This is a genomic window from Nocardia panacis (assembly GCF_003598715.1).
Taxonomy (GTDB): domain Bacteria; phylum Actinomycetota; class Actinomycetes; order Mycobacteriales; family Mycobacteriaceae; genus Nocardia; species Nocardia panacis.
On record NZ_QZFU01000029.1, the window covers coordinates 347,866 to 373,936 of the forward strand.

At 66.5% G+C, this 26,071-nt stretch carries 30 protein-coding genes and 1 pseudogene; 19 read left to right on the forward strand and 12 right to left on the reverse strand.

Annotated elements, in window-relative coordinates; all coding sequences use genetic code 11:
- Window positions 1-10 precede the first annotated feature (10 nt).
- The 4 genes from D5S18_RS23905 (at window position 11) to D5S18_RS23920 (ending at window position 3,580) form a co-directional block, all read left to right on the forward strand.
- Entirely contained in the window at window positions 11-445 is a 435-nt protein-coding gene (locus D5S18_RS23905; RefSeq protein WP_120043308.1) for a type II toxin-antitoxin system Rv0910 family toxin, read from the forward strand.
- Between the two features lie 3 nt (window positions 446-448).
- Window positions 449-1,324: a MaoC/PaaZ C-terminal domain-containing protein gene (locus tag D5S18_RS23910; protein ID WP_120043309.1), complete on the forward strand. Its 876-nt coding sequence runs from the start codon at window positions 449-451 to the stop codon at window positions 1,322-1,324.
- Window positions 1,325-1,417: 93 nt separating this feature from the next.
- Entirely contained in the window at window positions 1,418-2,296 is an 879-nt protein-coding gene (locus tag D5S18_RS23915) for an SDR family oxidoreductase (protein WP_120043310.1), read from the forward strand.
- A 27-nt stretch (window positions 2,297-2,323) separates the two neighbouring features.
- Window positions 2,324-3,580 carry an acyl-CoA dehydrogenase family protein gene (locus tag D5S18_RS23920; RefSeq protein WP_120043311.1) on the forward strand — a complete coding sequence of 419 codons (1,257 nt, stop codon included), beginning with the start codon at window positions 2,324-2,326 and terminating at the stop codon, window positions 3,578-3,580.
- A 46-nt stretch (window positions 3,581-3,626) separates the two neighbouring features.
- On the opposite strand, the gene D5S18_RS23925 is transcribed toward D5S18_RS23920, so the two are convergent.
- Both D5S18_RS23925 and ephH read right to left on the reverse strand, forming a co-directional pair.
- Entirely contained in the window at window positions 3,627-4,541 is a 915-nt protein-coding gene (locus D5S18_RS23925) for a hypothetical protein (RefSeq protein WP_120043312.1), read from the reverse strand.
- Between the two features lie 115 nt (window positions 4,542-4,656).
- A complete protein-coding gene (ephH, locus tag D5S18_RS23930; protein ID WP_120043313.1) occupies window positions 4,657-5,508 on the reverse strand; it encodes an epoxide hydrolase EphH in 852 nt (283 codons plus the stop codon).
- 67 nt (window positions 5,509-5,575) lie between these two features.
- Here ephH and D5S18_RS23935 point away from each other — a divergent pair.
- The 3 genes and pseudogenes from D5S18_RS23935 to D5S18_RS23945 all read left to right on the forward strand — a co-directional run bounded on the left by D5S18_RS23935 (window position 5,576) and on the right by D5S18_RS23945 (window position 7,323).
- Window positions 5,576-6,365 (forward strand): annotated as a pseudogene (locus D5S18_RS23935) (exodeoxyribonuclease III).
- Complete coding sequence (locus tag D5S18_RS23940) at window positions 6,362-6,853, forward strand: guanyl-specific ribonuclease (protein WP_120043314.1); 492 nt, start codon at window positions 6,362-6,364, stop codon at window positions 6,851-6,853. The pseudogene D5S18_RS23935 and the gene D5S18_RS23940 overlap by 4 nt, the downstream one beginning before the upstream one ends.
- Window positions 6,853-7,323, forward strand: coding sequence for a barstar family protein (locus D5S18_RS23945; protein WP_120043315.1), 471 nt, complete (start codon window positions 6,853-6,855; stop codon window positions 7,321-7,323). The genes D5S18_RS23940 and D5S18_RS23945 overlap by 1 nt, the downstream gene beginning before the upstream one ends.
- Window positions 7,324-7,350: 27 nt before the next feature.
- On the opposite strand, the gene D5S18_RS23950 is transcribed toward D5S18_RS23945, so the two are convergent.
- Complete coding sequence (locus D5S18_RS23950) at window positions 7,351-8,001, reverse strand: TetR/AcrR family transcriptional regulator (RefSeq protein WP_120043316.1); 651 nt, start codon at window positions 7,999-8,001, stop codon at window positions 7,351-7,353.
- 99 nt (window positions 8,002-8,100) lie between these two features.
- Between D5S18_RS23950 and trpS the strand changes: the two genes are divergently transcribed.
- Window positions 8,101-9,135: a tryptophan--tRNA ligase gene (gene trpS, locus D5S18_RS23955; protein ID WP_120043317.1), complete on the forward strand. Its 1,035-nt coding sequence runs from the start codon at window positions 8,101-8,103 to the stop codon at window positions 9,133-9,135.
- A 52-nt stretch (window positions 9,136-9,187) separates the two neighbouring features.
- Window positions 9,188-10,207: an inner membrane protein YhjD gene (yhjD, locus tag D5S18_RS23960; protein ID WP_120043318.1), complete on the forward strand. Its 1,020-nt coding sequence runs from the start codon at window positions 9,188-9,190 to the stop codon at window positions 10,205-10,207.
- A gap of 8 nt (window positions 10,208-10,215) precedes the next feature.
- On the opposite strand, the gene D5S18_RS23965 is transcribed toward yhjD, so the two are convergent.
- The gene (locus D5S18_RS23965) at window positions 10,216-11,472 is read right to left on the reverse strand and encodes a D-alanyl-D-alanine carboxypeptidase family protein (RefSeq protein WP_120043319.1); all 1,257 of its coding nucleotides are present in this window, start codon (window positions 11,470-11,472) and stop codon (window positions 10,216-10,218) included.
- A gap of 202 nt (window positions 11,473-11,674) precedes the next feature.
- Here D5S18_RS23965 and D5S18_RS23970 point away from each other — a divergent pair, with 202 nt between their 5' ends.
- Window positions 11,675-13,195 carry an MFS transporter gene (locus D5S18_RS23970; RefSeq protein WP_120043320.1) on the forward strand — a complete coding sequence of 507 codons (1,521 nt, stop codon included), beginning with the start codon at window positions 11,675-11,677 and terminating at the stop codon, window positions 13,193-13,195.
- Entirely contained in the window at window positions 13,185-13,805 is a 621-nt protein-coding gene (locus D5S18_RS23975) for an acyl-CoA-like ligand-binding transcription factor (RefSeq protein ID WP_120043321.1), read from the forward strand. Before D5S18_RS23970 ends, D5S18_RS23975 begins: the two co-directional genes overlap by 11 nt.
- Before the next feature lie 5 nt (window positions 13,806-13,810).
- Here the strand turns inward: D5S18_RS23975 and D5S18_RS23980 are convergent, their stop codons facing one another.
- The gene (locus D5S18_RS23980) at window positions 13,811-14,488 is read right to left on the reverse strand and encodes an ester cyclase (RefSeq protein WP_120043322.1); all 678 of its coding nucleotides are present in this window, start codon (window positions 14,486-14,488) and stop codon (window positions 13,811-13,813) included.
- 128 nt (window positions 14,489-14,616) lie between these two features.
- On the opposite strand from D5S18_RS23980, the gene D5S18_RS23985 reads away from it, so the two are divergent.
- From D5S18_RS23985 to D5S18_RS24010, 6 genes are all read left to right on the forward strand, one after another.
- On the forward strand, window positions 14,617-15,075 hold the full coding sequence (locus tag D5S18_RS23985) for an SRPBCC family protein (RefSeq protein ID WP_120043323.1): 459 nt from the start codon (window positions 14,617-14,619) through the stop codon (window positions 15,073-15,075).
- Between the two features lie 168 nt (window positions 15,076-15,243).
- Window positions 15,244-15,561 (forward strand): hypothetical protein, encoded by a 318-nt coding sequence (locus D5S18_RS23990; protein WP_120043324.1) that lies wholly within the window; start codon window positions 15,244-15,246, stop codon window positions 15,559-15,561.
- Window positions 15,558-16,847, forward strand: a complete 1,290-nt coding sequence (locus D5S18_RS23995) for a hypothetical protein (RefSeq protein WP_147404121.1) — start codon at window positions 15,558-15,560, stop codon at window positions 16,845-16,847. The genes D5S18_RS23990 and D5S18_RS23995 overlap by 4 nt, the downstream gene beginning before the upstream one ends.
- Entirely contained in the window at window positions 16,840-17,478 is a 639-nt protein-coding gene (locus tag D5S18_RS24000) for a hypothetical protein (protein WP_120043326.1), read from the forward strand. The genes D5S18_RS23995 and D5S18_RS24000 overlap by 8 nt, the downstream gene beginning before the upstream one ends.
- The gene (locus D5S18_RS24005; RefSeq protein WP_120043327.1) at window positions 17,478-18,599 is read left to right on the forward strand and encodes an RDD family protein; all 1,122 of its coding nucleotides are present in this window, start codon (window positions 17,478-17,480) and stop codon (window positions 18,597-18,599) included. The genes D5S18_RS24000 and D5S18_RS24005 overlap by 1 nt, the downstream gene beginning before the upstream one ends.
- A 21-nt stretch (window positions 18,600-18,620) precedes the next feature.
- Window positions 18,621-19,103 (forward strand): GNAT family N-acetyltransferase, encoded by a 483-nt coding sequence (locus tag D5S18_RS24010; protein ID WP_120043328.1) that lies wholly within the window; start codon window positions 18,621-18,623, stop codon window positions 19,101-19,103.
- Here the strand turns inward: D5S18_RS24010 and D5S18_RS24015 are convergent, their stop codons facing one another.
- The 3 genes from D5S18_RS24015 to D5S18_RS24025 are packed head-to-tail and all read right to left on the reverse strand — an operon-like array spanning window position 19,104 to window position 21,639.
- Complete coding sequence (locus D5S18_RS24015) at window positions 19,104-19,709, reverse strand: DJ-1/PfpI family protein (protein WP_120043329.1); 606 nt, start codon at window positions 19,707-19,709, stop codon at window positions 19,104-19,106.
- Window positions 19,709-20,725 (reverse strand): GlxA family transcriptional regulator, encoded by a 1,017-nt coding sequence (locus D5S18_RS24020; RefSeq protein WP_120043330.1) that lies wholly within the window; start codon window positions 20,723-20,725, stop codon window positions 19,709-19,711. The genes D5S18_RS24015 and D5S18_RS24020 overlap by 1 nt, the downstream gene beginning before the upstream one ends.
- A 23-nt stretch (window positions 20,726-20,748) precedes the next feature.
- Window positions 20,749-21,639: a phenylalanine 4-monooxygenase gene (locus D5S18_RS24025; protein ID WP_120043331.1), complete on the reverse strand. Its 891-nt coding sequence runs from the start codon at window positions 21,637-21,639 to the stop codon at window positions 20,749-20,751.
- Window positions 21,640-21,988: 349 nt separating this feature from the next.
- Here D5S18_RS24025 and D5S18_RS24030 point away from each other — a divergent pair, with 349 nt between their 5' ends.
- Complete coding sequence (locus tag D5S18_RS24030) at window positions 21,989-22,672, forward strand: JAB domain-containing protein (RefSeq protein ID WP_203236886.1); 684 nt, start codon at window positions 21,989-21,991, stop codon at window positions 22,670-22,672.
- Window positions 22,673-22,903: 231 nt separating this feature from the next.
- Entirely contained in the window at window positions 22,904-24,307 is a 1,404-nt protein-coding gene (locus tag D5S18_RS24035) for an MFS transporter (protein ID WP_120043332.1), read from the forward strand.
- Between the two features lie 131 nt (window positions 24,308-24,438).
- Here D5S18_RS24035 and D5S18_RS24040 read toward each other — a convergent pair whose 3' ends face one another.
- The 4 genes from D5S18_RS24040 to D5S18_RS36275 are packed head-to-tail and all read right to left on the reverse strand — an operon-like array spanning window position 24,439 to window position 26,007.
- Window positions 24,439-24,861: a VOC family protein gene (locus D5S18_RS24040; RefSeq protein WP_120043333.1), complete on the reverse strand. Its 423-nt coding sequence runs from the start codon at window positions 24,859-24,861 to the stop codon at window positions 24,439-24,441.
- Window positions 24,862-24,900: 39 nt separating this feature from the next.
- The gene (locus tag D5S18_RS24045; protein WP_120043334.1) at window positions 24,901-25,335 is read right to left on the reverse strand and encodes a helix-turn-helix domain-containing protein; all 435 of its coding nucleotides are present in this window, start codon (window positions 25,333-25,335) and stop codon (window positions 24,901-24,903) included.
- Between the two features lie 31 nt (window positions 25,336-25,366).
- Window positions 25,367-25,801 carry a PIN domain-containing protein gene (locus D5S18_RS24050; protein ID WP_239003968.1) on the reverse strand — a complete coding sequence of 145 codons (435 nt, stop codon included), beginning with the start codon at window positions 25,799-25,801 and terminating at the stop codon, window positions 25,367-25,369.
- Window positions 25,798-26,007: a type II toxin-antitoxin system VapB family antitoxin gene (locus tag D5S18_RS36275; RefSeq protein ID WP_203236887.1), complete on the reverse strand. Its 210-nt coding sequence runs from the start codon at window positions 26,005-26,007 to the stop codon at window positions 25,798-25,800. The genes D5S18_RS24050 and D5S18_RS36275 overlap by 4 nt, the downstream gene beginning before the upstream one ends.
- Window positions 26,008-26,071 lie beyond the last annotated feature (64 nt).

Genomic DNA, 26,071 nt, shown 5'->3' on the forward strand with positions numbered 1-26,071 from the left:
GCAACGGAATATGGGACATATCGAGGCGACCAAGGATGTCACCGCCGATCCGGCGGCGTTGTGGGCGGTGGTGTCCGACCCGCAGACCTGGGACCGGTGGTTCACCATTCACGAGCGGTTCATGGAGGAGCCGCCCGCCGTGCTGAGCGAAGGGGTCCGGCTGGTGGCCAAGATCGTCATGCTCGGCATGGCGAACAAACTCGAATGGACGGTCCTCGCGGTCGACGCACCACACCGGCTGACCCTCGGCGGCACCGGAATGGCCGGTGTGCGAACCGAATTCAGCTTCGACATCCGACCCAATGGCGCGGGCAGCACGATTGTGGTCTCCGGCGACTTCGAGGGCGCGCTCATCAAGGGCGCGCTCGGCAAGGCGGTGGAGAAAGACGGTGCCAAACAGCTCGACCGATCGTTGGATCGGCTCGACGCGCTGGCCTCGGCCTAGCCGATGAGCGCCGAATCCGCCACGCGGCGAGTCGCATTCGACGATGCGGGGCTCGACATCTGGTCCGATGAGGACCACTTCGCTGTCACCGCCGAACGGATCGCCGAATATGCGGCGGCCACCAACGACCCCATTGCCGCGCATCGCAGCGGTGCGGTCGCGCCGCCCGTCTTCGGCATCGTTCCGGTCTTCGAGGCGATGATGATGCCCGTCATCGATGTGGTGCCGCTGGAGATCTTCGGGCGGGTCGTGCACGGGGAACAGGACTTCCACTTCCATCGCCCGATCGCGCCCGGCGACCGGCTGATCTCGCGGGCCAGAGCCATCGGCTACGGCGGACGGCCCGCGGGCAGCACCGTCACCATCCACATCGAATGCCGGGCCGCCGATGGTGAACCGGTCAATGAGCAGTACCTGACCGCGTACTTCCGCAATGTGGACGCCGGAGCCTCGGCGGGTACGGCCGCGCCGGAACATCGATTCGACGCGGCGCTGCGCGAAACCGACTCCGTCGCGGTGGTGCCACAGCAGGTGGACCACGACCAAACCTTCCGCTACGCACCGGCATCCGGCGATCCGGTGCCGCTGCACCTGGATGACGAGGTCGCCAGGGATGCCGGGCTGCCCGGCATCATCGCCCACGGCCTGTGCACTATGGCCTTCGCCTCGTGGGCCGTGCTCACGGCGGTCGCGGCTTCGGACGCGAGCCGACTGCGGCGATTCGCGGTGCGCTTCAGCAAACCCGTCTTCCCCGGCGACGATCTGGACACCCGGATCTGGCGGGCGGACCGCACCACCGCGACCACCACGTACGCGTTCGAGACGACTCGCGGTGCGGACACGGTACTGACCGACGGGCTGGCCGTGATCGCGGACTGAAGGGGACCCGCCGGGGTCGCGGGCCGGGCGGGACCGGTCAACACATTGTCGCCGTGTCGATTTCGTCGCGGCGTGCGGAACAGGAGGCACCGGATGGGTGCATTGGCAGGACGGGTTGCCCTGATCACCGGGGCCGGACGCGGAATCGGACGCGAGCACGCGCTGCTGTTCGCGCGCGAGGGCGCGGCGGTGGTGGTCAATGATCGCGGTGGCAGCAATGCGGGCGCGGGCTCCGATGCCGGACCGGCGCAGGCGGTCGTGGCCGAGATCGTGGCCGCGGGCGGGCGCGCGGTGGCCAACACCGAGGATGTCTCCGACTGGGCAGGTGCGAAAAATCTTGTTGAACAGGCTGTTTCGGAGTTCGGCCGACTCGATGTCGTGGTGAACAATGCGGGTATCCTGCGCGACACCTTCATTGCGGGTATGACCGAGGAGCAGTGGGATGCCGTGCTCGGCGTGCATCTGAAAGGGCATGCCGCGGTGCTGCATCACGCGGCGGCGTACTGGAAGGCGCGCAGCAAGTCGGGAGATCGGCCCAATGCGGCGGTGATCAATACCGCGTCGGCGTCCGGCACCACCATCCCCAATGCCGGACAGGCGAATTACGGAGCAGCCAAGGCGGGTATCGCGGCGCTCACACTCGTGGCCGCCGACGAACTGGGCCGCTATGGCGTACGGGTCAATGCCATCGCACCGATCGCCAGGACCCGACTGACCCTGGCCACCCCCGGTATGGGCGCGATGCTCGCGGCCGAGGCCGAGTCGGTGGCCGACGGTGGTTTCGACGCGTTCAGCCCGGAACATATCGCACCGCTGGTCGCCTATCTCGCCACCGAGGCATGCCCGATCACCGGCAAGGTCTTCGCCGTGCAGGGTGGGGCCATCTCCGAACTGGCGGGCTGGCACGACGTGAAGACCATCGAGACCGAGGGGCCGTGGGGTATCGACGATATCGCCGCGCGTCTGCCCTGATCCCAGCCGACCGAGGAGAGATTCGCGATGTTCGAATGGTCCGAGACCGATCTGCTGATCCGCGATGCCGTGCGGAACTTCATCGACCGGGAGATCCGGCCCAACCTCGACGCCTTGGACAGCGGTGAACTGTCGCCGTATCCGGTGCTGCGCAAGCTGTTCGGTGACTTCGGCATCGATGTCATGGGCGGGGAAGCCGTCGACAAGCTGCTGGCCAAACGGCGTGCGCGGGCTGCGGGGGAGCGCGCGGTCGAGAGCGAGCAGGCCGGGGGATCCGACGGTCGAAGCCCCTTCGCCGGGCAGGAATCGGTGATGGCCGTACTCATGAGCGAGCTGTCCGGGGTGTGTATGGGACTGGTGGCCGCACTCGGCGTCAGTGTCGGGCTCGGCGCGACCACCATCCTCTCGCGTGGCACGCTCGCTCAGCAGGAGCGTTGGGTGCGCGATATCGTGACCCTGAAAAAGATCGCGTCGTGGGCGATCACCGAACCCGACAGCGGCTCGGATGCCTTCGGCGGCATGAAGACCCACGTGAAGCGTGATGGCGATGACTACCTCCTCAATGGTCAGAAAACCTTCATCACCAATGGCCCCTACGCCGATGTGCTGATCGTCTACGCCAAGTTGGAGGAAGACGCCGTCACCGATCGACGCGAGCGCCGGGTGCTCACCTTCGTGCTCGACAAGGGGATGCCGGGACTGGTGCAGGGCAAGCCGTTCAAGAAGATGGGCCTGCACTCCTCACCGACCGGCGAGCTGTTCTTCGACAATGTTCGGGTGGGCAGGGACCGGCTGCTCGGCGAGACCGAAGAGCATCGCGGCGGCGACGGAAGGGAAAGCGCCCGTTCGAGTTTCACCGCCGAACGAGTCGGCGTGGCCATTCTCGCGCTCGGCGTCATCAACGAATGTCATCGGCTCTGTGTGGATTACGCCAAGACCCGGCGGCTGTGGGGGCAGGAGATCGGGCGCTTCCAACTCATCCAGCTCAAGCTGGCCAAGATGGAGATCGCCCGGATGAATGTGCAGAACATGGTGTTCAACACCCTCGAACGCGGGCGCGCGGGCAAACCGCCCACCCTTGCCGAGGCCTCGGCCATGAAGCTCTACGCCGCCGAAGCCGCCACCGAGGTGGCGATGGAGGCGGTGCAACTATTCGGCGGCAACGGCTATATGACCGAATACCGGGTCGAACAGCTGGCCCGCGACGCCAAATCGCTGATGATCTACGCGGGCAGCAATGAAATCCAGGTCACCCACATTGCCAAAGGGCTGCTCGCACACTGAGATTCCTGGCCGGGTGCGTGCCACCGCCCGCACCCGGCCGCCGATCTCATTCGCCGCCCTCGCGCTGTTTGATCAGCAAATCCACGACGGTTGCCAGCGTCGCCGCGATCCGGCCTACCTCGCCCCCGATCGTGCCCAACTCCCGTTCGACCTTGTTGTCGAGCGACCTGATCTCCGCGCGCATCGCGGTCTCGGTCCCGTTCACCTCGTCGCGCACATCCGTTCCGAATACGCCGATCTCCCGGCGTACACCCGTGGCGAGCAGGGCCAGCTCACCGCGCACATCACTGCCGAGCACACTCAATTCGCCACCGAGCGTGGTCAGCTCACCGCGCAACTCGCCACCGAGGTTGGTCATCTCGGTGCGCAACTCGGTGCCCAGCGCGGCCATCTCGGTGCGGAGGTCCGCACCGAGCACATCCACTTCACCGCGCAGGTCGCCGGTGGCGGTGCTCACATCGTCGCGCAACTCCGCCCTGAGCAGGCTCAGCTCATTGCGGAATTCGGATTTCATATCCGTTCGCATGGCGTGCATTTCGTGCCGGGTCTCGGTGGCGGCCGCCGACAACTCGGTGAGCTGGATCGAATGCAGTCGAACCTCGGCTGTCAGTTGGGTACTGAGTGCGCCGAGCGCCGTCTCCAGCCGGTCCAAGCGCTGATCGTGCTGGCGATGCGCGGCCAGAAGCAGCCCGAATTGTCGGCCGGAGGATTTCGCCAGCCGACGTAGGCGCAGGTCGAGCCCGCGCACGGTGCAGTCGACCCGGTCGACCTTCGTGTCGAGCCCGCCGGCTCGCTCGCTCAGGTCGGCAACGCTGTCGTCGAGTTGCTCGACTTTCTCATCGAGTTCGATGACTTTCCGGTCGACAGAGATCACTCTGCGGTCGAGTTCGGTGACGGTCTTGTTGGTCTCGTCCGTCAGTTCGTAGAGACCGTCGACATCGCCCCTGAGCTGCTTGGGCACTCGTTCGTGTTGTTGTGTACTCCCCATGTGTCGCAACGTTAATGGCCCACCGCACCGGTGGCGATCCGCCGATGCGAGCTGGGGATAACTCGCCGACCTGTGGAAAGCGAACGTCTCAGACCGCGTGGAGTCGGGTGCGTCCCGCGTCGATATGTTCGGTGATGAGGGTGGCGATCCGGTCTGGCGCTTCGAGCATCGGGACGTGGCCTACGCCGTGGATCAGGATGCGGTCGGCCGAATCGGGCAGTTCGCGCAGGAAGCGTCCGGCGAAGGCCCGCCGCGGAATGACCCGGTCGAATTCGCACAGCAGCAGTCGAACCGGAACCGCGAGGTCTGCGAGCCCGGTCACACCCGGCGACCGCAGACCACCCAGGATCATGGGCAGCATGGCCCGGCAGTGCAGCGCCGCGTTGATCATGGCCGTCGCCTCCCGACGCGGCACCGCGGCGGCGCGCTTGCTCAGCAGCAGTAGCGCGAGCCGTCGCGCGAGGCGACTGTCGGTGACGAAACCCCCGAGGTGTCGGCCGATTTCGACAACGGGAACCATGGACAGGAATTTCAGTCCGACCCGAAGCTGAGTCAACGACGGCACCGTCCATCCGCCCGCGGGCGCGATCAAAGTGAGGCTTCGGGCACGACCCCGGTGCGCGAGTTCGACGGCGAGCCAGCCGCCGAGCGAATTGCCCGCGATATGGCAGGTGCGCCAACCGAGTTGGTCGAGTTGCTCCTCGATGCGGTCGGCGAGGGCTCGCACATCCAGTGACCGACCCGACACGGCGGGACCGCCCCAGTGCCCCGGCAGGGCGGGCGCGTACACCTCGCAGTGCGCGGCCAAACGCAGCGCGGACTGCTCCCAGCAGTGCGGCGAAAGCATGAATCCGTGCAAAAGCAGAAGCGGCGCACCGGATCCCGTGTGCAGGGCAGAAATCGGCCGGATGGCGCTGGGCCGGGCGGTGGGCGTGATCATCGCCTCCCCCCTTCCTGGACGGCGATGTCCGAGGCAGTTCGTCTGACCAGCATTGTACGGTCGTGGGGTGCCGTACATCATCTCGACAGTGAATGTGAACGGTGTCCGCGCGGCCACGGGCAAGTCGGGCCGGGGCATGCTGGAGTGGCTCGCGGCGACCGAGGCCGATGTCATCTGCATCCAGGAGACGCGGGCCACCGATGCGCAGACCCGCGCCGCCCTCGCGCCCGCTCTGGACGCCGGTTGGCATCTGGCGCACGCCGAACCCGGACAGAAGGGGCGTGCCGGTGTCGGCATTCTGTCGCGACGGGAGCCGCGAGCGGTCCGAATCGGTTTCGGCAGCGCCGAATTCGACGGCGCGGCCCGCTATATCGAGGCCGAGTTCGATGAAGTCACGGTAGCGAGCATCTACGTGCACACGGGCGAGGCGGATACGCCACTGCAAGAGGAGAAGTACCGCTTCCTCGACGGGCTCGGCGCGCACCTGCGGTCGCAGGCGGGGGATTTCGTGATCTGCGGCGATTGGAATGTCGCGCACACCGAGCTCGATATCAAGAACTGGAAGGGCAATGTGAAGAACGCGGGTTTCCTGCCCGGTGAACGTGCCTGGGTGGACGGGATACTGGCCGACGGCTACGTCGATGTGGTGCGCGGGGTTGCATCCCGGCATTCCCGGCCCGTACAGCTGGTGGTCCTATCGCGGTCGCGCCTACGATACCGACGCGGGTTGGCGCATCGACTACCAACTCGCGCGCGGCGCCATCGCGGGGCGTGCCAAGCAGGCGATGGTGGAGCGCGCGGCGACCTACGCCCTGCGCTGGTCGGATCACGCCCCCGTGACGGTGCAGTACCGATGAGCGTGCCGCCCAAACTGATTCGAGGCTTGGCCGTATTCGGCACGGTCGTGGTCGTCGCCCTGCTCGCCGTGCTGGCGCTGCGCGGCAGCGGCGGCAGCAATGATCCGGTGGCCGCGTCGGTCACCAAGTCGCCGGTCACCAAATCCGCGCAGGTGAACGCGCCCGCCAAGGTCGAGGGCACCGGTCCGGTCACCTCGCCCGCCGCCGGAGTCTCCGATCGCGCCTACGCCACACTGCGCGAGATCGATGCGGGCCGCTGGCCGGATTCGGCCAACGCGCCGGGGACGAAGGGCGGCGATCCGTGGCAGAACCGCGCGGGCACCCTGCCCGCCAAGGACGGTTCCGGAAAACCCATCACCTATCGGGAGTGGGACGTCAACCCCAAGCAGCGCGGCCAGACCCGCGATGCCGAGCGGATCGTCACCGGCAGCGAGGGATCCGCCTGGTACACCGCTGACCACTATCAGAGTTTCGTGAGGATGCGCTGATGGCCATATCGCTGCGCGAATTTCTGGAGCCGGTGTCGCAGACGACCGCGGCAGCGGGACCGCGCCCGGTGATCGGTGCGCTCGAGGTGGGTGCGGCCGAGTTCAGCGGCGTGCGCGGGTCGGTGCCGTCCGGATATCTGGTGCGGGAGTTGCGCGGGTCGAAGATGATCGCTGTCGCGGGTGTTTTCGACGAGTTCGCGGCCGCTTTCCAATTCCCCTACTACTTCGGTGCGAACAAGGACGCATTCGACGAATGTCTGCGCGACCTGGACGATTTCGTCGGCCCCGCTGCCGGTTACGTCGCGGTGATCCGGGATTCGGAGCTGGTGCTGGCCGAGCGTCCGCGCGAACGGGACTGGCTCGCCTCGGCGTTCGCGGACAGCGCGACGCACTGGGCGGCCAGGGGAGTGGTATTTCGCGTCGTGCTGCAAGGTGCGCCCGGTCGGCACGCGGCGGCGCTGCGGCTGTGACGGTTGCGCGGTCGGGTAGTCGCGCGGTCAGGTAGTCGAGGAGGACCGGAAGCGGGCCGAAAGATCCTCGCCGAGCAGGACGAACACATCGGTGGTGTGCTCGATGAGCTCGTCGCGCGTCAGCGGTAGCGTGCCCTGGATCCAGGCGGTGAGCGTCTGCACCAGCCCGCCGACGAGGTAGGTGGCGCGGAAATCGATGGCAGGATCCGGATGCGGATCGGTGATGCCGTAGAAGTCGATGCCTTCGGTGGCGACCATTTGGGCGAAGGCGCGCACCGTCCCGTTGGTGCGGGCGCGCAGTTCGGGGGTGGCCATCCCCGCGACGAGAGCGACCCTGGCCTTGCGGGGGTCGTCGGTGAGCAGATGCAGACCGGCGGCGATGGCGGCATGCGCTTTGCCCCTGGTGTTCGCGGGCGCGGTGCGCAGCGCCGCGAGAATGGTATCGGCCAATTCCTCGGTGATCCGGTCGAGCAGGGCGGTGAGCACCGCGTCGCGGTTGTCGAAGCTCTCGTAGTAGTAGCGCTCGTTCAATCCGGCCTGCGCGCACAATCCGGAGACGGTGATCCGGCCCGAATCCGCGCTGCCGAGGATCTCCAGTGCGGCATCGAGCAGTGCCGCGCGCCGCTGTGCTCGGCGCTCGTGCGCGGAAACGCCGCCGTAGGTCCGCTGCGCAGTCACGCATCGATTCTGGCACGGTTCGCCGACACCAATGCCGCACCGAGTTCGGGGATCGGACGCGACGGAAATTCGATTGAACCGACGTGGCAGGATCGACTCATGTCCAGTCCTGCCGCATCACCGGCCGCCGCGGCGCGCAAGCCGCGGGTCCTGTCCGGGATCCAGCCCACCGCGAGCTCCTTCCACCTCGGCAATTACCTTGGGGCGCTGCAGTACTGGGTCACCATGCAGGACGATTTCGACTCCATGTACTTCATCCCGAACATGCACGCCATCACCGTCGCGCAGGATCCCAAGGAACTGCAGCACCGCACCAGGGCCTCGATCGCCCAGTTGCTGGCCATCGGCATCGATCCGAAGCGGTCCACGCTGTTCGTGCAGAGCCAGGTGCCCGAGCACGCCGAACTGGCCTGGGTGCTCAGCTGCATCACCGGCTTCGGCGAGGCGGGCCGGATGACGCAGTTCAAGGACAAATCGGCCAAGCAGGGCGCGGAGAACACCACCGTCGGCCTGTACACCTACCCGGTGCTGATGGCCGCCGACATCCTGCTCTATCAGGCCGACCAGGTCCCCGTGGGCGAGGATCAGCGCCAGCACCTGGAGCTCACCCGAAATCTGGCCCAGCGCTTCAACACCCGATTCAAGAAGACCTTCGTGGTCCCGGAGGCGCATATCGTCAAGGGCACCGCCAAGATCTACGACCTCCAGGATCCGACGGCGAAGATGAGCAAGTCGGCATCCACCGACGCGGGTCTGATCAACCTGCTCGACGATCCGAAGGTGAGCGCCAAGAAGATTCGCTCCGCGGTCACCGATACCGAGCGCGAGATCCGCTTCGATCCCGAGCAGAAGCCCGGTGTCAGCAATCTGCTGGTCATCCACACCTCGCTGACCGGAACGCCGATCGTCACGCTCGAGCGCGATTACGCGGGCAAGGGCTACGGCGACCTGAAATCCGATGTGGCCGACGCGCTGGTGGAATTTGTCACGCCCCTGCGGTCGAAGGTGGAAGAGTATCTCTCCGATCGGGGCGAGCTCGATCGCATTCTCGCCGCAGGGTCCGAGCGGGCGCGCGAGATCGCGGGCAAAACCCTCGCACGGGTCTACGACCGGGTCGGTCTCCTGACGCGCTGAGGCGCCCAACCGGCCCGGCGGCACTCGCGAGGCTCTGCAAAGGGGCGAACAGGTGCAGTTGGTGGACAGGGTCCGGGCCGGAATCGAGCGTCGCATCCAGGCGCATCCGTGGCTGGATCATGTGGTGCGCGCGGGCGGGCGCTATCAGCGCAGGCGCGGGGACTACTACGCGGCGGGCATCACGTATTTCACCGTGCTGTCGCTGTTTCCGCTGCTGATGGTGGGATTCGCCATCGCGGGTTTCGTGCTCTCGCACAATCCGGATCTGTTGCAGCAGATGCAGCACAAGATCGTGGCCAACATTCCGGGTTCGCTCGGCGGCCAACTCAACGACCTGATCAATCAGGCCATCGCCTCGCGGACCGGGGTGGGTGTGCTCGGTCTGCTCGGCGGGCTCTACGCCGGGCTCGGCTGGATGGCGAATCTGCGGGCCGCGCTCACCGAGCAGTGGGATCAGCAGTCGCCGCAGGGCAATTGGCTGCGCACCAAGCTGTCGGATCTGGGTGCGCTGATCGGTTTGGGGCTGGCCTTCACCTTCTCGCTCGGATTGTCCGCGGTGGCGTCGAGCACCCTCGGCGCGCGGCTGCTGGTCGGGGCCGGACTGTCGCATGTGCCCGGCGGGCGCTTTCTGCTGGCATTGGCCTCGACGCTGCTCGCGCTGCTGGCGAGCTGGGCGGTGTTCGCGTGGATAATCGCGCGGTTGCCCCGCGAACCGGTCACGCTGGGCAGCGCGGCCAAGGCGGCGCTGATCGCGGCGGTGATCTTCGAGCTGTTCAAGTACGTCGCCTCGATCTACCTGCAGATCGTGCTGCGCAGCCCGGCGGGGGCGACCTTCGGATCCATCATCGGTCTGATGGTCTTCAGCTACATCACCTACCGGATCGTGCTGTTCGCCACCGCTTGGGCGGCCACGGCGCGGGAGAATACGCGGGCGGCGGAAATCGCGCCGCCCGGTGCCGCGATCATTCGCCCCCGCAGCACCGCCAACGAATTCTCGATCGGGGTGGGCGCCGCCTGTTTCGGCGCGGGAGCCCTTGCCGCCCTTGCTCTTTCGAGTCTACGACGACGCTGACGGATGTCTCACCGGCCCCGGCGAGCGACCCGCCGCGCGCCGAGCAGGAAGACCGCGACCAGGATGATCCCACCGACAATGAGCGCGGTGCGCAGACCGCTGCGACCGTCGTGTGCTGTCCCGGCGGCGGCTCTCGGCGGTGTGGCCAGGGCGACGGGCGGCTGCGCCGATTCCGTCGCGGCATTGGGCAGGTGACCGACAGCGGTGCCGCGCGGCAGGGCGAACCCGTAGTCGAGCAACCGTGCCGCCTGCTCCCACGGTCGCAGCGGCTGCACATCGGCCTTGAGCAGCGTCACCGCGAGCCTGCGGCCGTCGCGTTGCGCACCGGCCACGAAGGTCTGGCGGGCGTCGTCGGTGTATCCGGTCTTGCCGCCGAGCGCGCCGTCGTATTCGAACAGCAGGTGGTTGTCGTTGCCGATGGCGAAGCCGGGATGATCCTTGTCCTCGGTGTTCCCCGGACTCTTGGGGTAGCCGGGGAAATCGATCTGCTCGGTGTGGATCAGCTGGGCGAACAGCGGGATCGTCATCGCCTCGCGGAACAGCAGTGACAGGTCGTAGGCCGAGGTGCTCATTCCGGGACCGTCCAGACCGGAGGGGCTGGCGGCGCGGGTATCCGAGGCATGCAGCGATTTCGCCAACTCGTTCATTTTCGCGATGGTGGCCGCGTCGCCGCCGAGTTGAGTGGCGATGGCGTGCGCGGCGTCATTGCCGGACGCCATGATCAGCGCCTGCATCAACTGGCGATTGGTGTACTGGCCGCCCGGACCGATACCAACCCTGGTGCCGTCCGCGTTCGCATCCTCTTGGGTGCCGGTCACCACCTTGTTCAGGTCCAGGGTGCGCAGCGCGACCGCGGCGAGCAACACCTTGATGGTGCTGGCCGGGCGGTAGCGGCCGTGCGGATCCTTCGCGGCCAACACCTCGCCGGTGTCCAGATCGGAGACGAGCCAGGCTGTCGCGGAGATGTCCATGGGTGCGGCGGGCGCTCCGGCGGGCGTTACCACGCCGCATTCGCCCATTCGACCGCCGCCGATCGGGGTGGACGGGATCGGCAACGGGGCCGGAGCCGACTGTCCCGGCGCGGGCGCCTCGGAGGTGTCGATGGGCGGGGGCGGTGTCGAACGCTGCGGGCAGCTGTCGGTATTCGGCGTGGTGAACGGCGCGGTGGTGACGGTCGTCGGCGCGGCGAAGGCGGGGCAGGCGGCGAGGGTCACCGCGACGCTGCACAGCGCCGCGAGTAGGAGGCGGGGATCCCTGGTTCTCATTGCGCACGAGCCTAATGGGCGCTGCCGGTATAGCCGTCCGTTGACCTGCGCATGGCCGGAGCGAAGGGGCGCCCAAAGGGGCGTTGTCGGCACCGCAGTCGTTGAAACTCGGCCGCGTTCCGATGCGATCAAAGGTATTGACAGAAGGTAGCAAATAAAAGCTACCATCAACTGACAGAAGCTCTCATTTTCTGGAGGAGTCATGAACTTCGACTCGACCCGCCGCTGGCTGGCGCTCGGCGCGCTGGCAGTGGCCATGCTGACCATCGGACTCGATGTCACCGTGCTGGTCGTGGCCCTGCCCACCCTGGCCACCGATCTGAATGCGAGCACCAGTGCGCTGCAATGGTTCAGTTCCGCGTACACGCTGGCCCTGGCCGCGCTCATGCTGCCTGCGGGCGCGCTCGGCGACCGTTACGGTCGCAAGAAGGGCCTGGTGGCGGCCCTGCTCGTCTTCGGTGTCGCCTCGGTCGGCTGCGCGCTGGCCACCTCATCCGGTGAGCTCATCGCGGGTCGAGCGGTGCTCGGCATCGCGGCCGCGGCCATGATGCCGCTGTCGATGAGCGTGCTGCCCGCCATGTTCCCCGAACCCCAGCAGCGGCAGCGGGCGCTGACGATCTGGATCACCTCCACCGCCGTCGGCATTCCGCTCGGTCCGCTGGTCGGCGGCTGGCTGCTCGGGCACTTCTGGTGGGGGTCGGTCTTCCTGATCAATGTGCCGCTGGTGGTGATCGGTGTGCTCGCCGTGCTGGCGCTGGTTCCCGAATCGCGCAGCGAGCAGGCGTTCCGGCTCGATCTGCCCGGTGTCGCGCTGTCGGCGATCGGAATGCTCGGTGTCACTTATGGTTTCATCGGCTTCGGTGAAAAGGGTTGGGGCGACGGCACTTTCTGGGCCATTGTGATCGCGGGCGTGCTCGTGCTGGCCGCCTTCATCTGGTGGCAGCGCAGCGCAGCGACCCCGCTGATCGACCTCGACCTGTTCCGCGCCAATGGATTCCGTTGGGGCGCTGTGTATCTGGTCCTGGTCAATTTCGCGATGTTCGGGATGTTCTTCACGGTCCCGCAGTACTTCCAGGCGGTGCTGGGGGTCGATTCATTCGGCAGTGGGTTGCGGCTGCTGCCCATGATCGGCGGGTTGATCGTCGGTAGCCGCGTGGTGGACAAGGCCCCGCCCGCGCTCGGGGTGCGGGCCGTGCTGGTGAGCGGGTTCGCGCTGCTGGCAGTGGGACTCGGTCTAGGCGCACTCACCAGGATCGACTACGGCTACGGCTACACCGCCCTGTGGATCGTGATCATCGGCATCGGTATGGGCTTGGTGATGCCCGCCTCGATGGGGTTGGCCATGGGTGAGCTCACCGCCGAGCGGTCGGGCACCGGGTCGGCCCTGTTGCAGGCGCTGCGGCAGGCGGGAGGCACCATCGGCGTCGCGATGCTCGGCACGGTGTTGGCCACGCGCTACCGCGCCGAACTGGGTCCGCTGGATCGGGAGCCGATCTCGGACGGGATCAACGCGGGCGCCGCGGTCGCGCGCAAACTGGGCGACGCGGCCATGCTCGAACACGTGCGGACCGCCTTCCTCGGCGGTATGGGCGCGATGCTGTGGGTATGCGCGGCAACGTGTTTGGTGGCCATCCCGATCGTCGCGCTCACGCAGCGCGGGGCAGCATCGGGTGCCGCGAAGATCAGGAGCAGCAATGAGTCAGAATCGACGCATGTCGGTTGACGTCTCCGGTGACAGGTCCCCCGCGTCGGGCCTGCGCGAGCGGAAGAAGGAACGGACCCGCCGGACCATACGCCGCGAGGCGTTCCGGTTGTTCCGCGAGCAGGGCTACGCCGAAACGACCGTCGACCAGATCGCGGCGGCGGCGGAGGTCTCGCCCAGCACCTTCTTCCGCTACTTCCCGTCCAAAGAGCAGTTGGCCCTGGTCGACGACCTCGATCCGGTCATGTTCGCCGCCATCGACCGCCAACCCGCCGACCTGACCATGCTGGAGACCTTCCGCCGCGCGACCGTCGAGGCCTTCGACTCGCTGAGCGAGGAGGAGATGGCCTTCGAATCCGAGCGGGTTCGACTGGTGTTCTCGGTCCCCGAACTGCGCGGGGCCATGGCGCAGGAGATGGAGCGCAATATCGAGCTGATCACCCGGATCGTCGCCCGTCGCACCGGCCACGCGATCGACGATTTCGAGGTGCGGGTCTTCGCCGGGGCGCTGATGGGTGCGATGCTGGGGATCATGGACCGGGTCCCGTTCAGTACCGACCTGGTGGTGCGGGTGGTGGACTTCCTGGGCGCGGGCTTACCGCTCAGCAATGTGAAACCCACTGAGCAGTAAGGGAATTACTGCGACTTGGCGACCGGGCAGCCGTGAGCCAGCGGGCCGAGCAACTGATTGTTGTCGTAGAAGTGCTCGAGTTCGAGGATGCGCAGGTCCTCGGTGACCCTGGCGATGGTGACCCCGAACATCTCGATCAGCTCCCCGGTCGGCTGATGGCCCCGGTATTCGCCCTCGAACCGGCCCCAGTGCCGCCACCGGCAGGTGACCGCGGGCGGGCCTGCCAGCACCTCCTGCACCTCCCAGAAGAAGCCGCCGGGGAAGGCGGTGTGGAAGATGTGATGCGAGGATTCGAAGGTCTCGGCGGCGGCATCGTAGTAGGGGTTGTCGCCGATCAGGATGTTGTAGCTGCCGATGCGGGCGAACTCCGCCGCGTTGCGCCACTTGCCGCCGTTGACCCGGCCCCGGTAGTGCTCGGAGACGAGCGAGACCCAGGTCGCCGGATCCTTCTTGTGCGAGACCTCCATCTCGAAGACCCGGACCAGATCCTCGACGATGGCCTCCAACGAGCCCGCCGCATGCTCAGTGGTGCGTTCGCGCGGCACCACCTCATCGGTCAGGTGGTAGTTGGGTCGGTTGCCGCGCCAATGCTCGTCCGGCGTGGCGGCGACCACGGCGTCGCGGCCGCGCAACCATAACGGCGTTTCGGCTTTGGACGCGGAATCCGTTGCGTCAATTGTCATTTCGGGACATGTCCCTTCCAGAGAGATCGAACGCGACGAACCTAACAGGTCGGCGGGCCGCTTGTCGCGGTGAAGGGCGGACATGTGAAACATCGGTGTTCAAGCCTGTTTGGCAATAGAGTCGGGTCATGACGGATAACCTCGAAACCCCGCGCGTCGCCAGCGCCTCCCGCGAGATCGCCGCACCAGCGGACCGCATTTTCGAGCTCATCGCCGACCCGTCGCTGCAACCCGGCTGGGACGGCAACGACAACCTGGCCACGTCGGAGCCGGGGCACCGCGTGCGCGCGGTCAACGATGTCTTCATCATGACCCTCACCAACGGCGCGGATCGGGAGAACCGCGTCGTCGAATTCGAGGAGGGGCGCCGTATCGCCTGGCAGCCGTCCGAACCCGGCAAGCAGCCGCCCGGTCACCTGTGGCGCTGGGAACTCGAACCGCTCGACGCCAACCGCACCAGGGTGACCCACACCTACGACTGGACCCGGCTCACCGACGAAAAGCGCATGGTCCGTGCTCGCGCCACCACGTCGGACAAACTGACGGCCTCACTCGACCTGCTTGCCGGAATCGCCGAAAAGCCCTGATCCGCAGTGTATTTCGCGGGCGGTGCGCGCGTCGCCGCCCGCACTCCCGGTACTTTCTCGCCAATCGGATGGAACCAGTCGCACGCCCGCTGCGTCTATGACTGATACCGAGGTCATCCGGCATCGGACGATCGGGCAGCTACGACAACCGGGCGTGAGGAGTACGCAGTGGCCACCTTCTTGAGCGTGGACATCGACATACTGGGCAAGACCGCGCGCTCGCTGCGCGCTGCCGAGAGCACGCTCAACACCGCGATGAAGGCGATGGGCGCGCACGGGGATATCGGTACCCGGACCCTCAACGATGCCGCCGAGACCTTCCAGCGCCGCTGGAAGTACGGCATCGAGCGAATAGGGGAGTCGGCGGGCTTCACCGCCGAGGGGGTCGGCAAATGCCACGATGCCTACGTCGAGGTCGACTCGGCTTTCGGCAAGGCGCTCGAGGCGGCACGCAATGCCCTCCCGGAGGGAGCGGCCCGCCCATGAGCCCGATGCGCTATCCGAACCTCGGTTTCGATCCGGTGCCGGGCACACTTGCCGACGTCGCGACCATGCGCGATCAAATCTCGTCCGCCGCAACGGCTGTCACCGAGACCGACGCCCTGCTCACTCGCCTGCGCGGCAACACCGACTCCGTCTGGGCGGGTACGGCGGGCGACGCGTTCCGCGCCAATTTCGATGCCACCCTGGCCCAGGATCTCGGCTACGCCCAGAAATCCCTCGAACGAGCGGTCCGCGCGCTCAGTGAATGGCATGGCGATCTCGTCGGCTTCCAAGACAGTGCAAGGGGTTTGGAGGCCGAGGCCGCCGCGGCCCGTGCCGACCGCACCAAGGCAGCCGCCGCACAGCAGAACGCCCGCGCCAATCCTGATCTCGCCCTGGCCAACCAGACCTTCGCCGACCCGGCCCAACTCCAGTCCGCCCAAACCCGTCTCGATGCGGCCAATGCCGCCCTGCGCGCCGCCGACGCCTCGGTCACCGAATCGCAGGGCAAACTCGACTTCATCCTCCAGCGCGCCCGCGACCTGCAAGCCGAACACGATCGGGTGGCGGGCCGCAAAGCTGCCGAACTCGAAAGCGCTGCAAAAGAATTCGCCCCGAGCCCGCCGGACAAGAGCATCTGGGACAACCTTGTCGACGCGGTCAAAGGCGTCGGCGAGTGGATCTCGCAGCATCGCAAGCAGATTCACGACGTGCTGGCCAATGTCTCCGCCATCGCGGGGCTCATCGCGCTGCTCACGCCGCCACCGATCGACGCTATCGCAGGTGCGGTCGCACTGGTCACGGGTGTCGGGGCGCTGGCTACCGATTTCATGGATCCCGAAGTGCGCGATGCCTTCAAAGAGGTGGTCACCGGCTTTTCGGACTTGAAGAACAATGGTGACTTCAGTACCGAGGCCTCGGCGCTGGGCAAGTTGGGCAGCACCGTTGGGGTGGACGTTCTGGGCGCGATTCCGGGTGTGACCGGCGCAACCAAAGGTGTCAAGGCGCTGACGGAGGCGGCGGACTTCGGTACTGCGGTTCGTGAGTTCGCTTCCGGCGTACAGTCGCCCACCTCCTTGGCGAAGAAATTGGATCCGATCTTCAATATCAAGAATGTGGAGACCAGCCCCACCCTGGTCGCGACCATGGTGCAGGAGTTCGGCGAGGCAAACCGATGGTCGCCGGGCGCGGGCACCACTTTGAACGGGGTGGAGCTGTTTCTGCGCAGCGTGAAGGGCGGAGTGGGTTCCGGGCGGCTGGTGTCGATGATGGGGTCCTCGGATGAGTAGCACGATCCTGGATGTCTCGATTCCGCAGGGATATATGCAGATGCCGCTGACCGATATCGGCGCTCGGTTCGCGACGGTCGCGCAGTTGACGGAGGAACTGGCACCGCCGGATATGAAACGGCTTGCGCACGAAGTCCTTCCGGCCTACGCACTCATGCTCGAGGCGCTCGCCGAGATGGATGCCAGATATTGCGGCATCGGCCGACACACTTCGAGTACAGGCGAACTCGTGATCTCCTGTCTGACCGTCTGCGTCGTCGACAGCGATGAAAAACGCAACCCGCGCTTGGTTCTCAAAGAGCTCGTCACCTCGCGCGTCGAGGCAGGAGACGCCTTTGGCGCCACCGAAGTCCTCGAGGTCGACGGTCGCCCCATGCTGTTCGCCGAGCGCGTGGTCGGCTTGCCCGCGCCCGAGATTCCCGGCAGAGCACAGTTGGCCGACACCACGCCGACCTACCAGTTGGAGGCCGTTGTTCCGGCCGGAGACGGTTCGACCCTCGCCGCCATCGAAATGTCGACGGCCAGTGTCGAGCGCGGCCCCGAGTTCCGAAAGATGATCGTGGATATCGCCCGTTCGGTGGCCTTCACGGCGGCCGTCGATCTCGATCAACCATCGTCGTTGAACCTGTGATGGCCGCCGAGCGCAGAATGATTCCGACCGAAGCGATGACGAACCCGCACACGGCTCCACCGGCTGGTTCCTGGCCCGCTACCAAGTCGGCCTTGCGTCGAGCGGTGACCGTATCGTTGCTTTCAACTCTGGGTGCAATTGCCTGTGTCGCTGTGCTTTTGGGCATCTGGGTGGCGATTGTGGCGAATTGGCATCGAGGAGGAGCCGCCTTCTCGCGCATTGCGGCTGCCCCGACCGTGGCGGCCTTCGTCATCGGGTACGCGTGCCTGCTCGTAAGCGGCGATGGATGGCGGAAGCGGCGCGCGCTACGCGGTCACTCATGGATCTGCTGGCCTGCCCGGTATGTCTCCCATGGGAACAATCAATGGATCCAGTTGATCGGGCCTACCGGCGCATCGATGGCATACCTGGATGCCAAAGGGGGGCTGTTCAATGACAGCACCGCCGAAGTGTGGTTCGCGGGAGATCCGCAGTCGGGTGGATTGCTGTCACGACCGGGTGGCGGAGATCTGTGCACTGCTTCGCCCAAACGAGTATCACCGTCGGATTGGGAGCGGCATTGTGCGCGGTTGGCGCACCAAGTCCGGCGGCGGGGAGCTCCGCTGACGCCGGAGCAAGAACGGTTGGTCGCCGAATATCCGGAGCAGTCGGAGCCGAGACGGCATGGCGCGCTGAGCGATTCCGGATATCCGTCGCCGCGTAGGCTGCGCCGAACGCTCGCCTTCGCGTTCGATTGGGTCTTCCATATCGCGTGCGGGTTCGCCGCGATGGTCCTCGCCACCCCGCATTTCGTCGATGTCATCGCCCATCGCGACTGGAGCCGATTCGACCCCCAGTTCGTTTGGGTATTCCCGGGTTGGGTGGCGGCTTCGATCCTCGACCGGACGGTTGTCCAGGCCGTATTCCATACGACCGTCGGTAAGGGTGTTTTTGGTCTGGTGGTGCTTCGCCCGGAAGACGGTGGGTATCCATCCTTCTGGCGGTTGTTGAAGGTCTGGCTGTTCCATCTGTACCTACCGCTGACGATACTGGGAGATGGACCAGGTCCCGATCGCCTCGGCGACTATTTCCTGCCCGCCGTTCGCCGCGGCGATGTTCGCGCGGCACACCGACCCGAGTGATTCGATTGGAGGAATCGACCGTTGCTCACCCTGGAGCCGATGCGCGCCGAGGATGCGAACGCGATCCGTTCGTGGCGCTACGCACCGCCGTACGACATCTACGACCTGGACGACGATTCCATCGATGAACTACTCGATCCGCGCAGTCCGCACTACTGCGTTCGCGATGTCCGACGAAAACTGGTGGGATTCTTCAGCTTCGGGAGCTCATCGCTACCGTGGCACACCCCGATTCCCACCCTCTACGGCGAGGATGGGGAGATCGGGGTCGGACTCGGCATGCATCCGGCCGAGATGGGGGGCGGGTCGGGGGTCGAATTCGTTCGAGCCGGAGTCGATTTCGCTCGAAACATGTTCCAGCCCAAATATTTTCATCTCTTCGTCTATGTCTGGAACGCGCGCGCCATCCGGGTGTACGAGCGGGCCGGATTCCACCGGATCGGCAGCTACCGGCCGCAGTCCGAGGACGGAGGCCGGTTCTGGGAGATGCGGATGGACCTTTGATCAGACGAGAGGTTCGTCGGCCAGGTACGGAGGCGCGGGCTCGTACTGGATGACGCGGCGCACATGGCGGGCGTGCTCGCGCCCGTGCAGCGCGCCGATCAACCACAGCGCAGAATCGATCCCTGCCGAAACACCCTGGCTGGTCACGAGATTCCCGTCCACGACGTAGCGGGCGTCGCGCACCACGGTGAGGTCGGCGAGGGTGGCCAGATCGTCCTCGGCGGCCCAATGGGTGGTCACCCGGCGGCCGTGTGTCAAACCTGCCGCGTGCAACAGGTAGGTGCCGGTGCACACGGCGATTGTCCACGCGGCACGCGCACCCGTTTTGGCGATCCAGTCGGTGACGGTCGCGTTGTGCCGCTGGGCTTCCCGCGCGCCACGCCCACCGGGAACAAGCAGCACGTCGAGCGGCGGGTGGTCGTCGAGAGTGTGATCGGGCAGCACCCGCATGCCCTGACCGCAGCGGACGGGATCGAGACGCTCGGCGATGAGATATGCCGAATCGTCCGCGCCGCGAACCTTGGCCGACATGGTGAAGACCTCCCACGGGCCGACGAAGTCGAGTTCCTCGGCCTCGTCGAAGATGAGCAGTCCATAGGTTGTCATCAGTGCTCCTGTGCGTAGTCGATGGTGGACCGGAACCGGTCCCGATAGTCGGAGGGGGCGACGCCGAGGGTGCGGTGGAAGGTGCGTCGCATGGTTTCGGCGGTGCCGAAGCCGCAGCGGCGAGCGACGGTGTCGAGCGGGTCGTCGCTCTCGGTGAGCGCCCGCTGTGCCGCCTCCACATGCACCCGCTCCACATAGGCGGCAGGCGAGGCGCCGAGTTCGGCCGTGAAGCGGCGCTGCAGATGTCGGGGGCTCAACCCGGCGTGCCGGGCCAGGTCGGCGAGGCTGTGTCGGTCGCCGGGGCGCGCATGGATGGCCGACACGGTGGCGCTGATCGGATCGCTGGACGGCGGTGGGGTGCGCATGGCCACGCTGAACTGCGATTGATCGCCCGGCCTGCGCAGGAACAGCACCAGCTGCCTGGCCACGCCGTGCGCGATATCCCGACCGATATCGTGCTCCACCAGTGCGAGGGCGAGATCCATCCCGGCGGTCACACCCGCCGAGGTCCAAACCCGGCCATCCTTGATGAAGATGGGTTCGGGGTCGACCCGCACCTGCGGATACGCCTCGGACAGTTGCCGCGCCCGCGACCAGTGCGTTGTCACCCGGCAGCCGTCGAGAAGACCGGCCGCCGCGAGCAGGAACGCGCCGCTGCACACCGAGGCGATCCGCCGTGCGCTCGCGGCGGCGGCCCGAATCCAGGTCAGCAGCGCCGTATCGGTGATCGCCTGTTCGACGCCGATCCCGCCCGCGACGACGACCGTATCGATCGTTGTCGGATCGATGTCCGCGACGCCATCGGTTGCCAGAATCGTCAACCCGGTGGCCGACCGCACCGGTCCCGCCGTCGCGGCGATCACCCGCACGTCATAGGCGCCCGTCGGCCAATTCGCCTGCTGGAACACCTCGAACGGGCCGGTCAGATCGAGGATCTGAAACCCGTCGAACACCACGAACGCGATCCGCCGCACCCATTCAGCTTCGGCCGCGCGGCGGATCGTCGTCAATGACATGCATCCCACACATCACGCCATGGTCAGTTGTGTGTGGAACGCACCGCCCGATCCGGCGTCTCGTCGTCCATCTCGGCGAAGAACCCGCCGATCACATCCTCGATCTCCGAGATGGACCGCGCGCAGTACAGGACCGGTTGATAGCGCGTGATGTCGTATTCCGCCGTACCCATTTCGACCACGTTCAGCGGGCGCAGTCGCGCGTGGCGGAACTCCTCGATCTCACCGTAGGAGGACAGCAGACCCGCTCCGTAGCAGCGGATTTCATCGTGCTCGCGGACCACGCCGAATTCCATCGAGAACCAGAACACGTCGGCGAGGAACTTCAGCGCCCGGTCCGTCTCGAGCCGTGCGACGGCCGCGCCCACGGTCTCGTAGATATCGGCGAAGCGCCTGCTCGCGATCTGAGTGCCGTGGCCGATGATCTCGTGCACCGCGTCGGGTTCGGGTGTGTAGAGCGGTGCGGAGTGGTGCCGAATGTACTGGGTGGAGTGGAAGATCCGGTCCGCGAACGACCCGAAGAATTGGCGCAGCGGCACCAGCCCGGCGGCCGGGGCGTAGCCGAAGCCGGTGAGCGGCGCGAGCCCCGTGCAGACCTCGTCCAACTGCGGGATGTGGTCCGTGGGCAGATTCAGCATCGCGCCGGCGTCGCGCACCTCGCAGCAGGCGTACTTGTCGTGTTTGACGCGCAATTCGGCGCAGACGATTCGCCAGACCTGCTGTTCCTGATCGGTGTAGTCGATGCGCGGCAAGGGGTCGCCGGGTCGGTAGTCCAGCGCTTTCGCGGCGATCGCATTGCGGCGCGCGCGGTATTCGGGATCGCGCACACCGGGATGTTCGTCGCTGAGGTGCACCATCACATCGCCGTCGCCCGTGCGGGTGACCGGCGAGTACAACTGGGCCTCGGTGAACATACTTCGATGCAAGCACCGTGCGAGCACGCCGACAACGAACCTTCAGCAAACTAGGCGGATTGTCTAGCTATATCGCCGGTATCTAGGGCATTCATCCATATCGAGCAGGGTGATACCTGGGTGTATGGCAAACAAACCTGCCCGGTGCGGATATTCTCGCCGACAGTGCGGGGCGCTCGGCAACCTGTCTCGACGGATCGGTTGCCTCGCCGCTGTGCCACGTGCCCTCGCCGGTGATCGGTGCGCGAGATTCCGCGCCGGTCCGACAGCGCGCCCGCAGCGCGGACGCCCCGACCTGTCGGTGGCTGCCGGCATGATCGCATCACAACACCGCACCCGAGGGGGACCGATGTCGATAGCGATTGCCAATCTGCCCTCCGGTCAGCGTCCGCGCGAGCGGCTGCTGGCCCTCGGCCCATACGCGCTCAGCGACAGCGAATTGCTCGCGCTCCTACTGGGGCAGGGTCGTCGCGGTGCGAGCGCTCTCGATGTGGCCACCGAACTGCTCTGCGAACACGGCGGCTTGGCCGGACTGTCCGCGGCGCGCCTGGAGGAACTATCCCGCCGCACCGGCGTCGGCCCCGCCAAGGCCGCCGCGATTGTCGCCGCGTTCCACCTGGGTTTTCGAGCCAGAGGGTGTGTCGATGACGCGCCGCAACTATTCGATTCGGTCGACGTCGCCGAGGTCGCGTTGCCGATGTTCGCGGGCGCGCGGGTCGAGCGGCTGCTCGTGCTGGTCTGCGACGCGCAGAATCGCCTGCGGCGCAAGATATTTGTCGCCGAGGGCGCGTTGGACGAGGTCGTCGTCCCGGTGCGCGAGGTGCTCAATACCGTGCTGCGTCACGACGGTCGCGCCTTCGCCGTCGCGCACAATCACCCCTCGGGCGATCCGCGCCCCAGCGCGGAGGACCGCCGCACCACCGCCGTACTCGGCCGCGCCGCCCAAACGGTCGGTCTGCGCTTTCTCGATCACGTGGTGATCGCGGGGGAGCGCTGGGATACGGCGCCGCCGCTTATGCCTATCGATCGCTGAGTCGGACCCTGTCTCGGAGTCTCATCCGGCGCCGCCGCGGCCCAGTTCACCGCCTGGCCGCGTTGTCGTCGTCCCCGAGACAACGCCGGTATCGGGAACTCCGCCGCCTTTCCGGGCAACGAGTTGGACCACGGAGGCATCCGAATGCGACTCCGAGACAGGGCAAAGGGTGACCTATCTCGCAGTGTCGCCGCTTTACCTCGAGTGCGCTCGAGGTTCAAGAATCATCCGATGACTTCATCGGATTCGGCAGCGGGCTGGCGCGGCCTGGTCACCGGTGGCCGCCTCGGCGCGGCCGTCGTATTGGCGGGCGGCACGGCGCTCTACGCCATCAGCAGCTACGTGACGGCCAGCCTGCTGCCCACCGCCATCCGGGATATCGGCGGCGCACGCTATCTGGCCTGGGCGACAACGGTTTTCGTGGTCGCGTCGATCGCGTCGTCCACGCTGGTGAGCCGGATGCTCGCGGTGCGCGGGCCGATCGTGTCCTACCTGATCGGATACGGGCTCTTCGCCGCGGGCACCGTCGTCGCCGCCCTCAGCCCCACCATGGCGGTGATGCTGGTGGGCCGCGTCATTCAAGGGCTCGGCGGCGGGCTGGTGATGGCGCTGGCCTACGGGGTGATCCACCTCGCCTATCCGCAGGAGTTGCGTAGGCGGGCGACGGCGCTGGTGTCGGCCATGTGGGGTGTCGGCACCTTCATCGGTCCGGCACTGGGTGGGGTGTTCGCCCAATTGGGTTATTGGCGTTTGGCTTTCGTCGCCCTGGCCGTGCTGACGGCAGGCATCGCCGCGGTCGTGCCCTACGCGCTGCGCGGCAGCGCGCCCACCGGGATGGCGCAGGCCGCGCCGATCATCTCCTTGACGCTGCTGGCCGCGGCCGCGGCGCTGGTCAGTATCGCCAGTGTGCTGCACGGGAGTTGGACGCTGCTCGGCATTGTCGGTGCGCTCGGTGTCAGCGCGGTCTTCATCGGCTACGAGCGGCGCGCGTCCGCCACGGTGCTGCCGAAGGCGACCTACCATGCGGATTCGCCGCTGCGTTGGATCTATCTGACGATGATCGCCGTCGCCATCGGTATCAGCGTGGAGAATTTCGTGCCGCTGTTCGCCCAGGGCATCGGCGGTTTGGGTCCGCTGCTCGCCGGATTCATCGGCGCGGCCGCCTCATTGGCCTGGACGGTGGCGCAGGTGTGGAGCGTCAACGCCACACCGGCCGGGGCCGCTCGACTGCGGGTCATCGGACCGGCGGTGATCGCGGCCGGTCTGGTGCTGGCCGCGATCTTCCAGATCACCGACGGCGATGTGGGGCGGATCGTGGTCTGGACGCTGTGCCTGATGGTCGCGGGCACCGGAATCGGGCTGTCCTGGCCGCATTTGGCAACGGCGGTCATGGGGGCCACTACGGATCCGCTGCAGGGGCAGCAGGCTTCGGCGGCCATCGGCACCGTGCAACTCATCGCCAATGCCTTCGGCGCGGCCATCTCCGGTGTGCTGGTCAATCTCGGTGAGCCGTCGATGGTGCGTTCGGTGCGCTATCTGGAGATCGGGTTGGCCGTCATCGCGGTCCTCGGCGTCGCCGGTGCCCTCGCGGCGCGCGGGCGGGTGCGGTCGGAGCCGGTGCGCACGGCGGTCTGAGATGTTCTGACGCGTCCGAGAAGACGTGGGGTCGAGAAAGTTCGGATGCGCAACAGGTGTCGGAAGTTTGAACGCGCACTGCTTTCGGGAGCGTTGTGCCGCCGAAACCCTCGGCGGCGCAACGCGTCTCCTCATTTCGGTTCGATGAGCTGGGTCAGTCGCAGGTGATTGCCGGAGGGGTCACGCAATGAGCAGTCGATACCGTAGGGCCGCTGCGCGGGCTTCTCGACGAATTCGACACCGCGCGCCTGCATCGCCTCGAACTCGGCCTGGACATCGTTGGTGGTCAGGAACACCGTCCCGGCAAAGCCTTTCGACATCAGGTCGCGCACCTGCGCACCGGTCTCCTCGTCCATGACCGGTAGGCCCGGAATCGCCATGAGCACGATCTCGGTATCGGGCTGGCCGACCGGGCCGACGCTGAGCCAGCGGAAATCGCCCATTTCCGGGACGGTCACATCGGAGCGCAACTCCATGCCGAGCTTGTCGGTGTAGAAGGCGGCCGCGGCGTTCTGATCGTGCACCCACAGTTGCACGCTGCTGATCTTGATCACGGTGTTCTCCTCGCATCGAGTGGTTCGTCGCAGACAACGCTATTGCGCGGCAGGCCCGGAATCTTCTCGAAAACTGCTGCGTTGCGGCCGCCCGAAGAAACGGACCATGCAGGCGGGAATGCGGGCGTAGTGCGCGGCGGGTGGAAAGGCGGCCCGGTAGGCCCGCGGTGCACGGCCATAGGTGCGGGTGAAGCTCGTCGTGAACGAGCCGACGCTCTGCCATCCGACCAGGAAGCAGATCTCGGCCACCGACCGATCGGTTGTGCGCAATAGTGCCGCTGCCCGCTCCAACCGCCGCGTCATCAGATAGGCGTGCGGCGATTCCCCGAACGCCCGCCGAAACTCCCGACTGAAATGCGCCCGCGACAACCCCGCCGCCCGAGCCATATCCGCCACCTCGACCGCCTCGGAATACCGCGCATCCGCCAAATCCTTGGCCCGCAACAAATGCCGCGCAATGGGTACCGCCGCCACCCGCCCAGTATCCCAGCCACCCCCGACATCCTCAGTTGACGCTGCCCTGCGGCACCACCCAAACGTGAGGTTGGCGCGTTACGGCCGCTATGTGTTCGAAGTCGGCGTCGTAGTGGACCAGGACCGCGCCGTGGAATTCGGCGGTCGCGGCGGTAAGGATGTCGATGATTCCGGCGGCGCGGTGTTGGCTTTTGCGGGCCATGAGTTGTTGGATCTCGCGGGCGCGTTCCGCGATGGATTCGTTGATCGGCAGGTTGACGTAGAGCGCGCGGCGCCGCTGTGCGATGGTCTGCACGTCGGTGACACTGCGCCCGGAATATCCGGCTTCCAGGTCGACCGTGACCGTGGTCGCGGCGGCCCCGTCCGCGATCAGACCCGCGATCACCCTGCGTACGGCATCGTTCTTGAACCGAGCGGTGGCGGAGGTATCGATCAGGTGCAGTCGCAGCGGGGTGATCGCCGTCAACGGCGGGCCTGGTCCATGATGTCCGGATCGTCGATGTCCGGACCGACACCGAAACCGTACGGGTCGTTCAGAACCTGCTCGATCCGCCGTCGCCGCTCGGCGACGAATTCCAGCGCGGCGTTGACGGTGTCCTTCTTCGTCGTGGTGCCGAGTTCTTTGGCGGCCAGGGCTAGCGCCTCGTCGTTCAGATCGATCATCGTCTTCATACACCTCACGGTATGTCTGCGGATCTATCGCTAGCAATACTACGAGATATTCGATGCCGAGTTG

Excerpts from the sequence above, each read along its gene's own strand:
- D5S18_RS23905 (WP_120043308.1), top strand. The coding sequence starts at position 11 with ATGGGACATATCGAGGCGACCAAGGATGTCACCGCCGATCCGGCGGCG.
- D5S18_RS23910 (WP_120043309.1), top strand. The coding sequence starts at position 449 with ATGAGCGCCGAATCCGCCACGCGGCGAGTCGCATTCGACGATGCGGGG.
- D5S18_RS23915 (WP_120043310.1), top strand. The coding sequence starts at position 1,418 with ATGGGTGCATTGGCAGGACGGGTTGCCCTGATCACCGGGGCCGGACGC.
- D5S18_RS23920 (WP_120043311.1), top strand. The coding sequence starts at position 2,324 with ATGTTCGAATGGTCCGAGACCGATCTGCTGATCCGCGATGCCGTGCGG.
- ephH (WP_120043313.1), bottom strand. The coding sequence starts at position 5,508 with ATGATCACGCCCACCGCCCGGCCCAGCGCCATCCGGCCGATTTCTGCC.
- D5S18_RS23940 (WP_120043314.1), top strand. The coding sequence starts at position 6,362 with ATGAGCGTGCCGCCCAAACTGATTCGAGGCTTGGCCGTATTCGGCACG.
- D5S18_RS23945 (WP_120043315.1), top strand. The coding sequence starts at position 6,853 with ATGGCCATATCGCTGCGCGAATTTCTGGAGCCGGTGTCGCAGACGACC.
- trpS (WP_120043317.1), top strand. The coding sequence starts at position 8,101 with ATGTCCAGTCCTGCCGCATCACCGGCCGCCGCGGCGCGCAAGCCGCGG.
- D5S18_RS23965 (WP_120043319.1), bottom strand. The coding sequence starts at position 11,472 with ATGAGAACCAGGGATCCCCGCCTCCTACTCGCGGCGCTGTGCAGCGTC.
- D5S18_RS23970 (WP_120043320.1), top strand. The coding sequence starts at position 11,675 with ATGAACTTCGACTCGACCCGCCGCTGGCTGGCGCTCGGCGCGCTGGCA.
- D5S18_RS23975 (WP_120043321.1), top strand. The coding sequence starts at position 13,185 with ATGTCGGTTGACGTCTCCGGTGACAGGTCCCCCGCGTCGGGCCTGCGC.
- D5S18_RS23980 (WP_120043322.1), bottom strand. The coding sequence starts at position 14,488 with ATGACAATTGACGCAACGGATTCCGCGTCCAAAGCCGAAACGCCGTTA.
- D5S18_RS23985 (WP_120043323.1), top strand. The coding sequence starts at position 14,617 with ATGACGGATAACCTCGAAACCCCGCGCGTCGCCAGCGCCTCCCGCGAG.
- D5S18_RS23995 (WP_147404121.1), top strand. The coding sequence starts at position 15,558 with ATGAGCCCGATGCGCTATCCGAACCTCGGTTTCGATCCGGTGCCGGGC.
- D5S18_RS24000 (WP_120043326.1), top strand. The coding sequence starts at position 16,840 with ATGAGTAGCACGATCCTGGATGTCTCGATTCCGCAGGGATATATGCAG.
- D5S18_RS24005 (WP_120043327.1), top strand. The coding sequence starts at position 17,478 with ATGGCCGCCGAGCGCAGAATGATTCCGACCGAAGCGATGACGAACCCG.
- D5S18_RS24015 (WP_120043329.1), bottom strand. The coding sequence starts at position 19,709 with ATGACAACCTATGGACTGCTCATCTTCGACGAGGCCGAGGAACTCGAC.
- D5S18_RS24020 (WP_120043330.1), bottom strand. The coding sequence starts at position 20,725 with ATGTCATTGACGACGATCCGCCGCGCGGCCGAAGCTGAATGGGTGCGG.
- D5S18_RS24025 (WP_120043331.1), bottom strand. The coding sequence starts at position 21,639 with ATGTTCACCGAGGCCCAGTTGTACTCGCCGGTCACCCGCACGGGCGAC.
- D5S18_RS24030 (WP_203236886.1), top strand. The coding sequence starts at position 21,989 with ATGTCGATAGCGATTGCCAATCTGCCCTCCGGTCAGCGTCCGCGCGAG.
- D5S18_RS24035 (WP_120043332.1), top strand. The coding sequence starts at position 22,904 with ATGACTTCATCGGATTCGGCAGCGGGCTGGCGCGGCCTGGTCACCGGT.
- D5S18_RS36275 (WP_203236887.1), bottom strand. The coding sequence starts at position 26,007 with ATGAAGACGATGATCGATCTGAACGACGAGGCGCTAGCCCTGGCCGCC.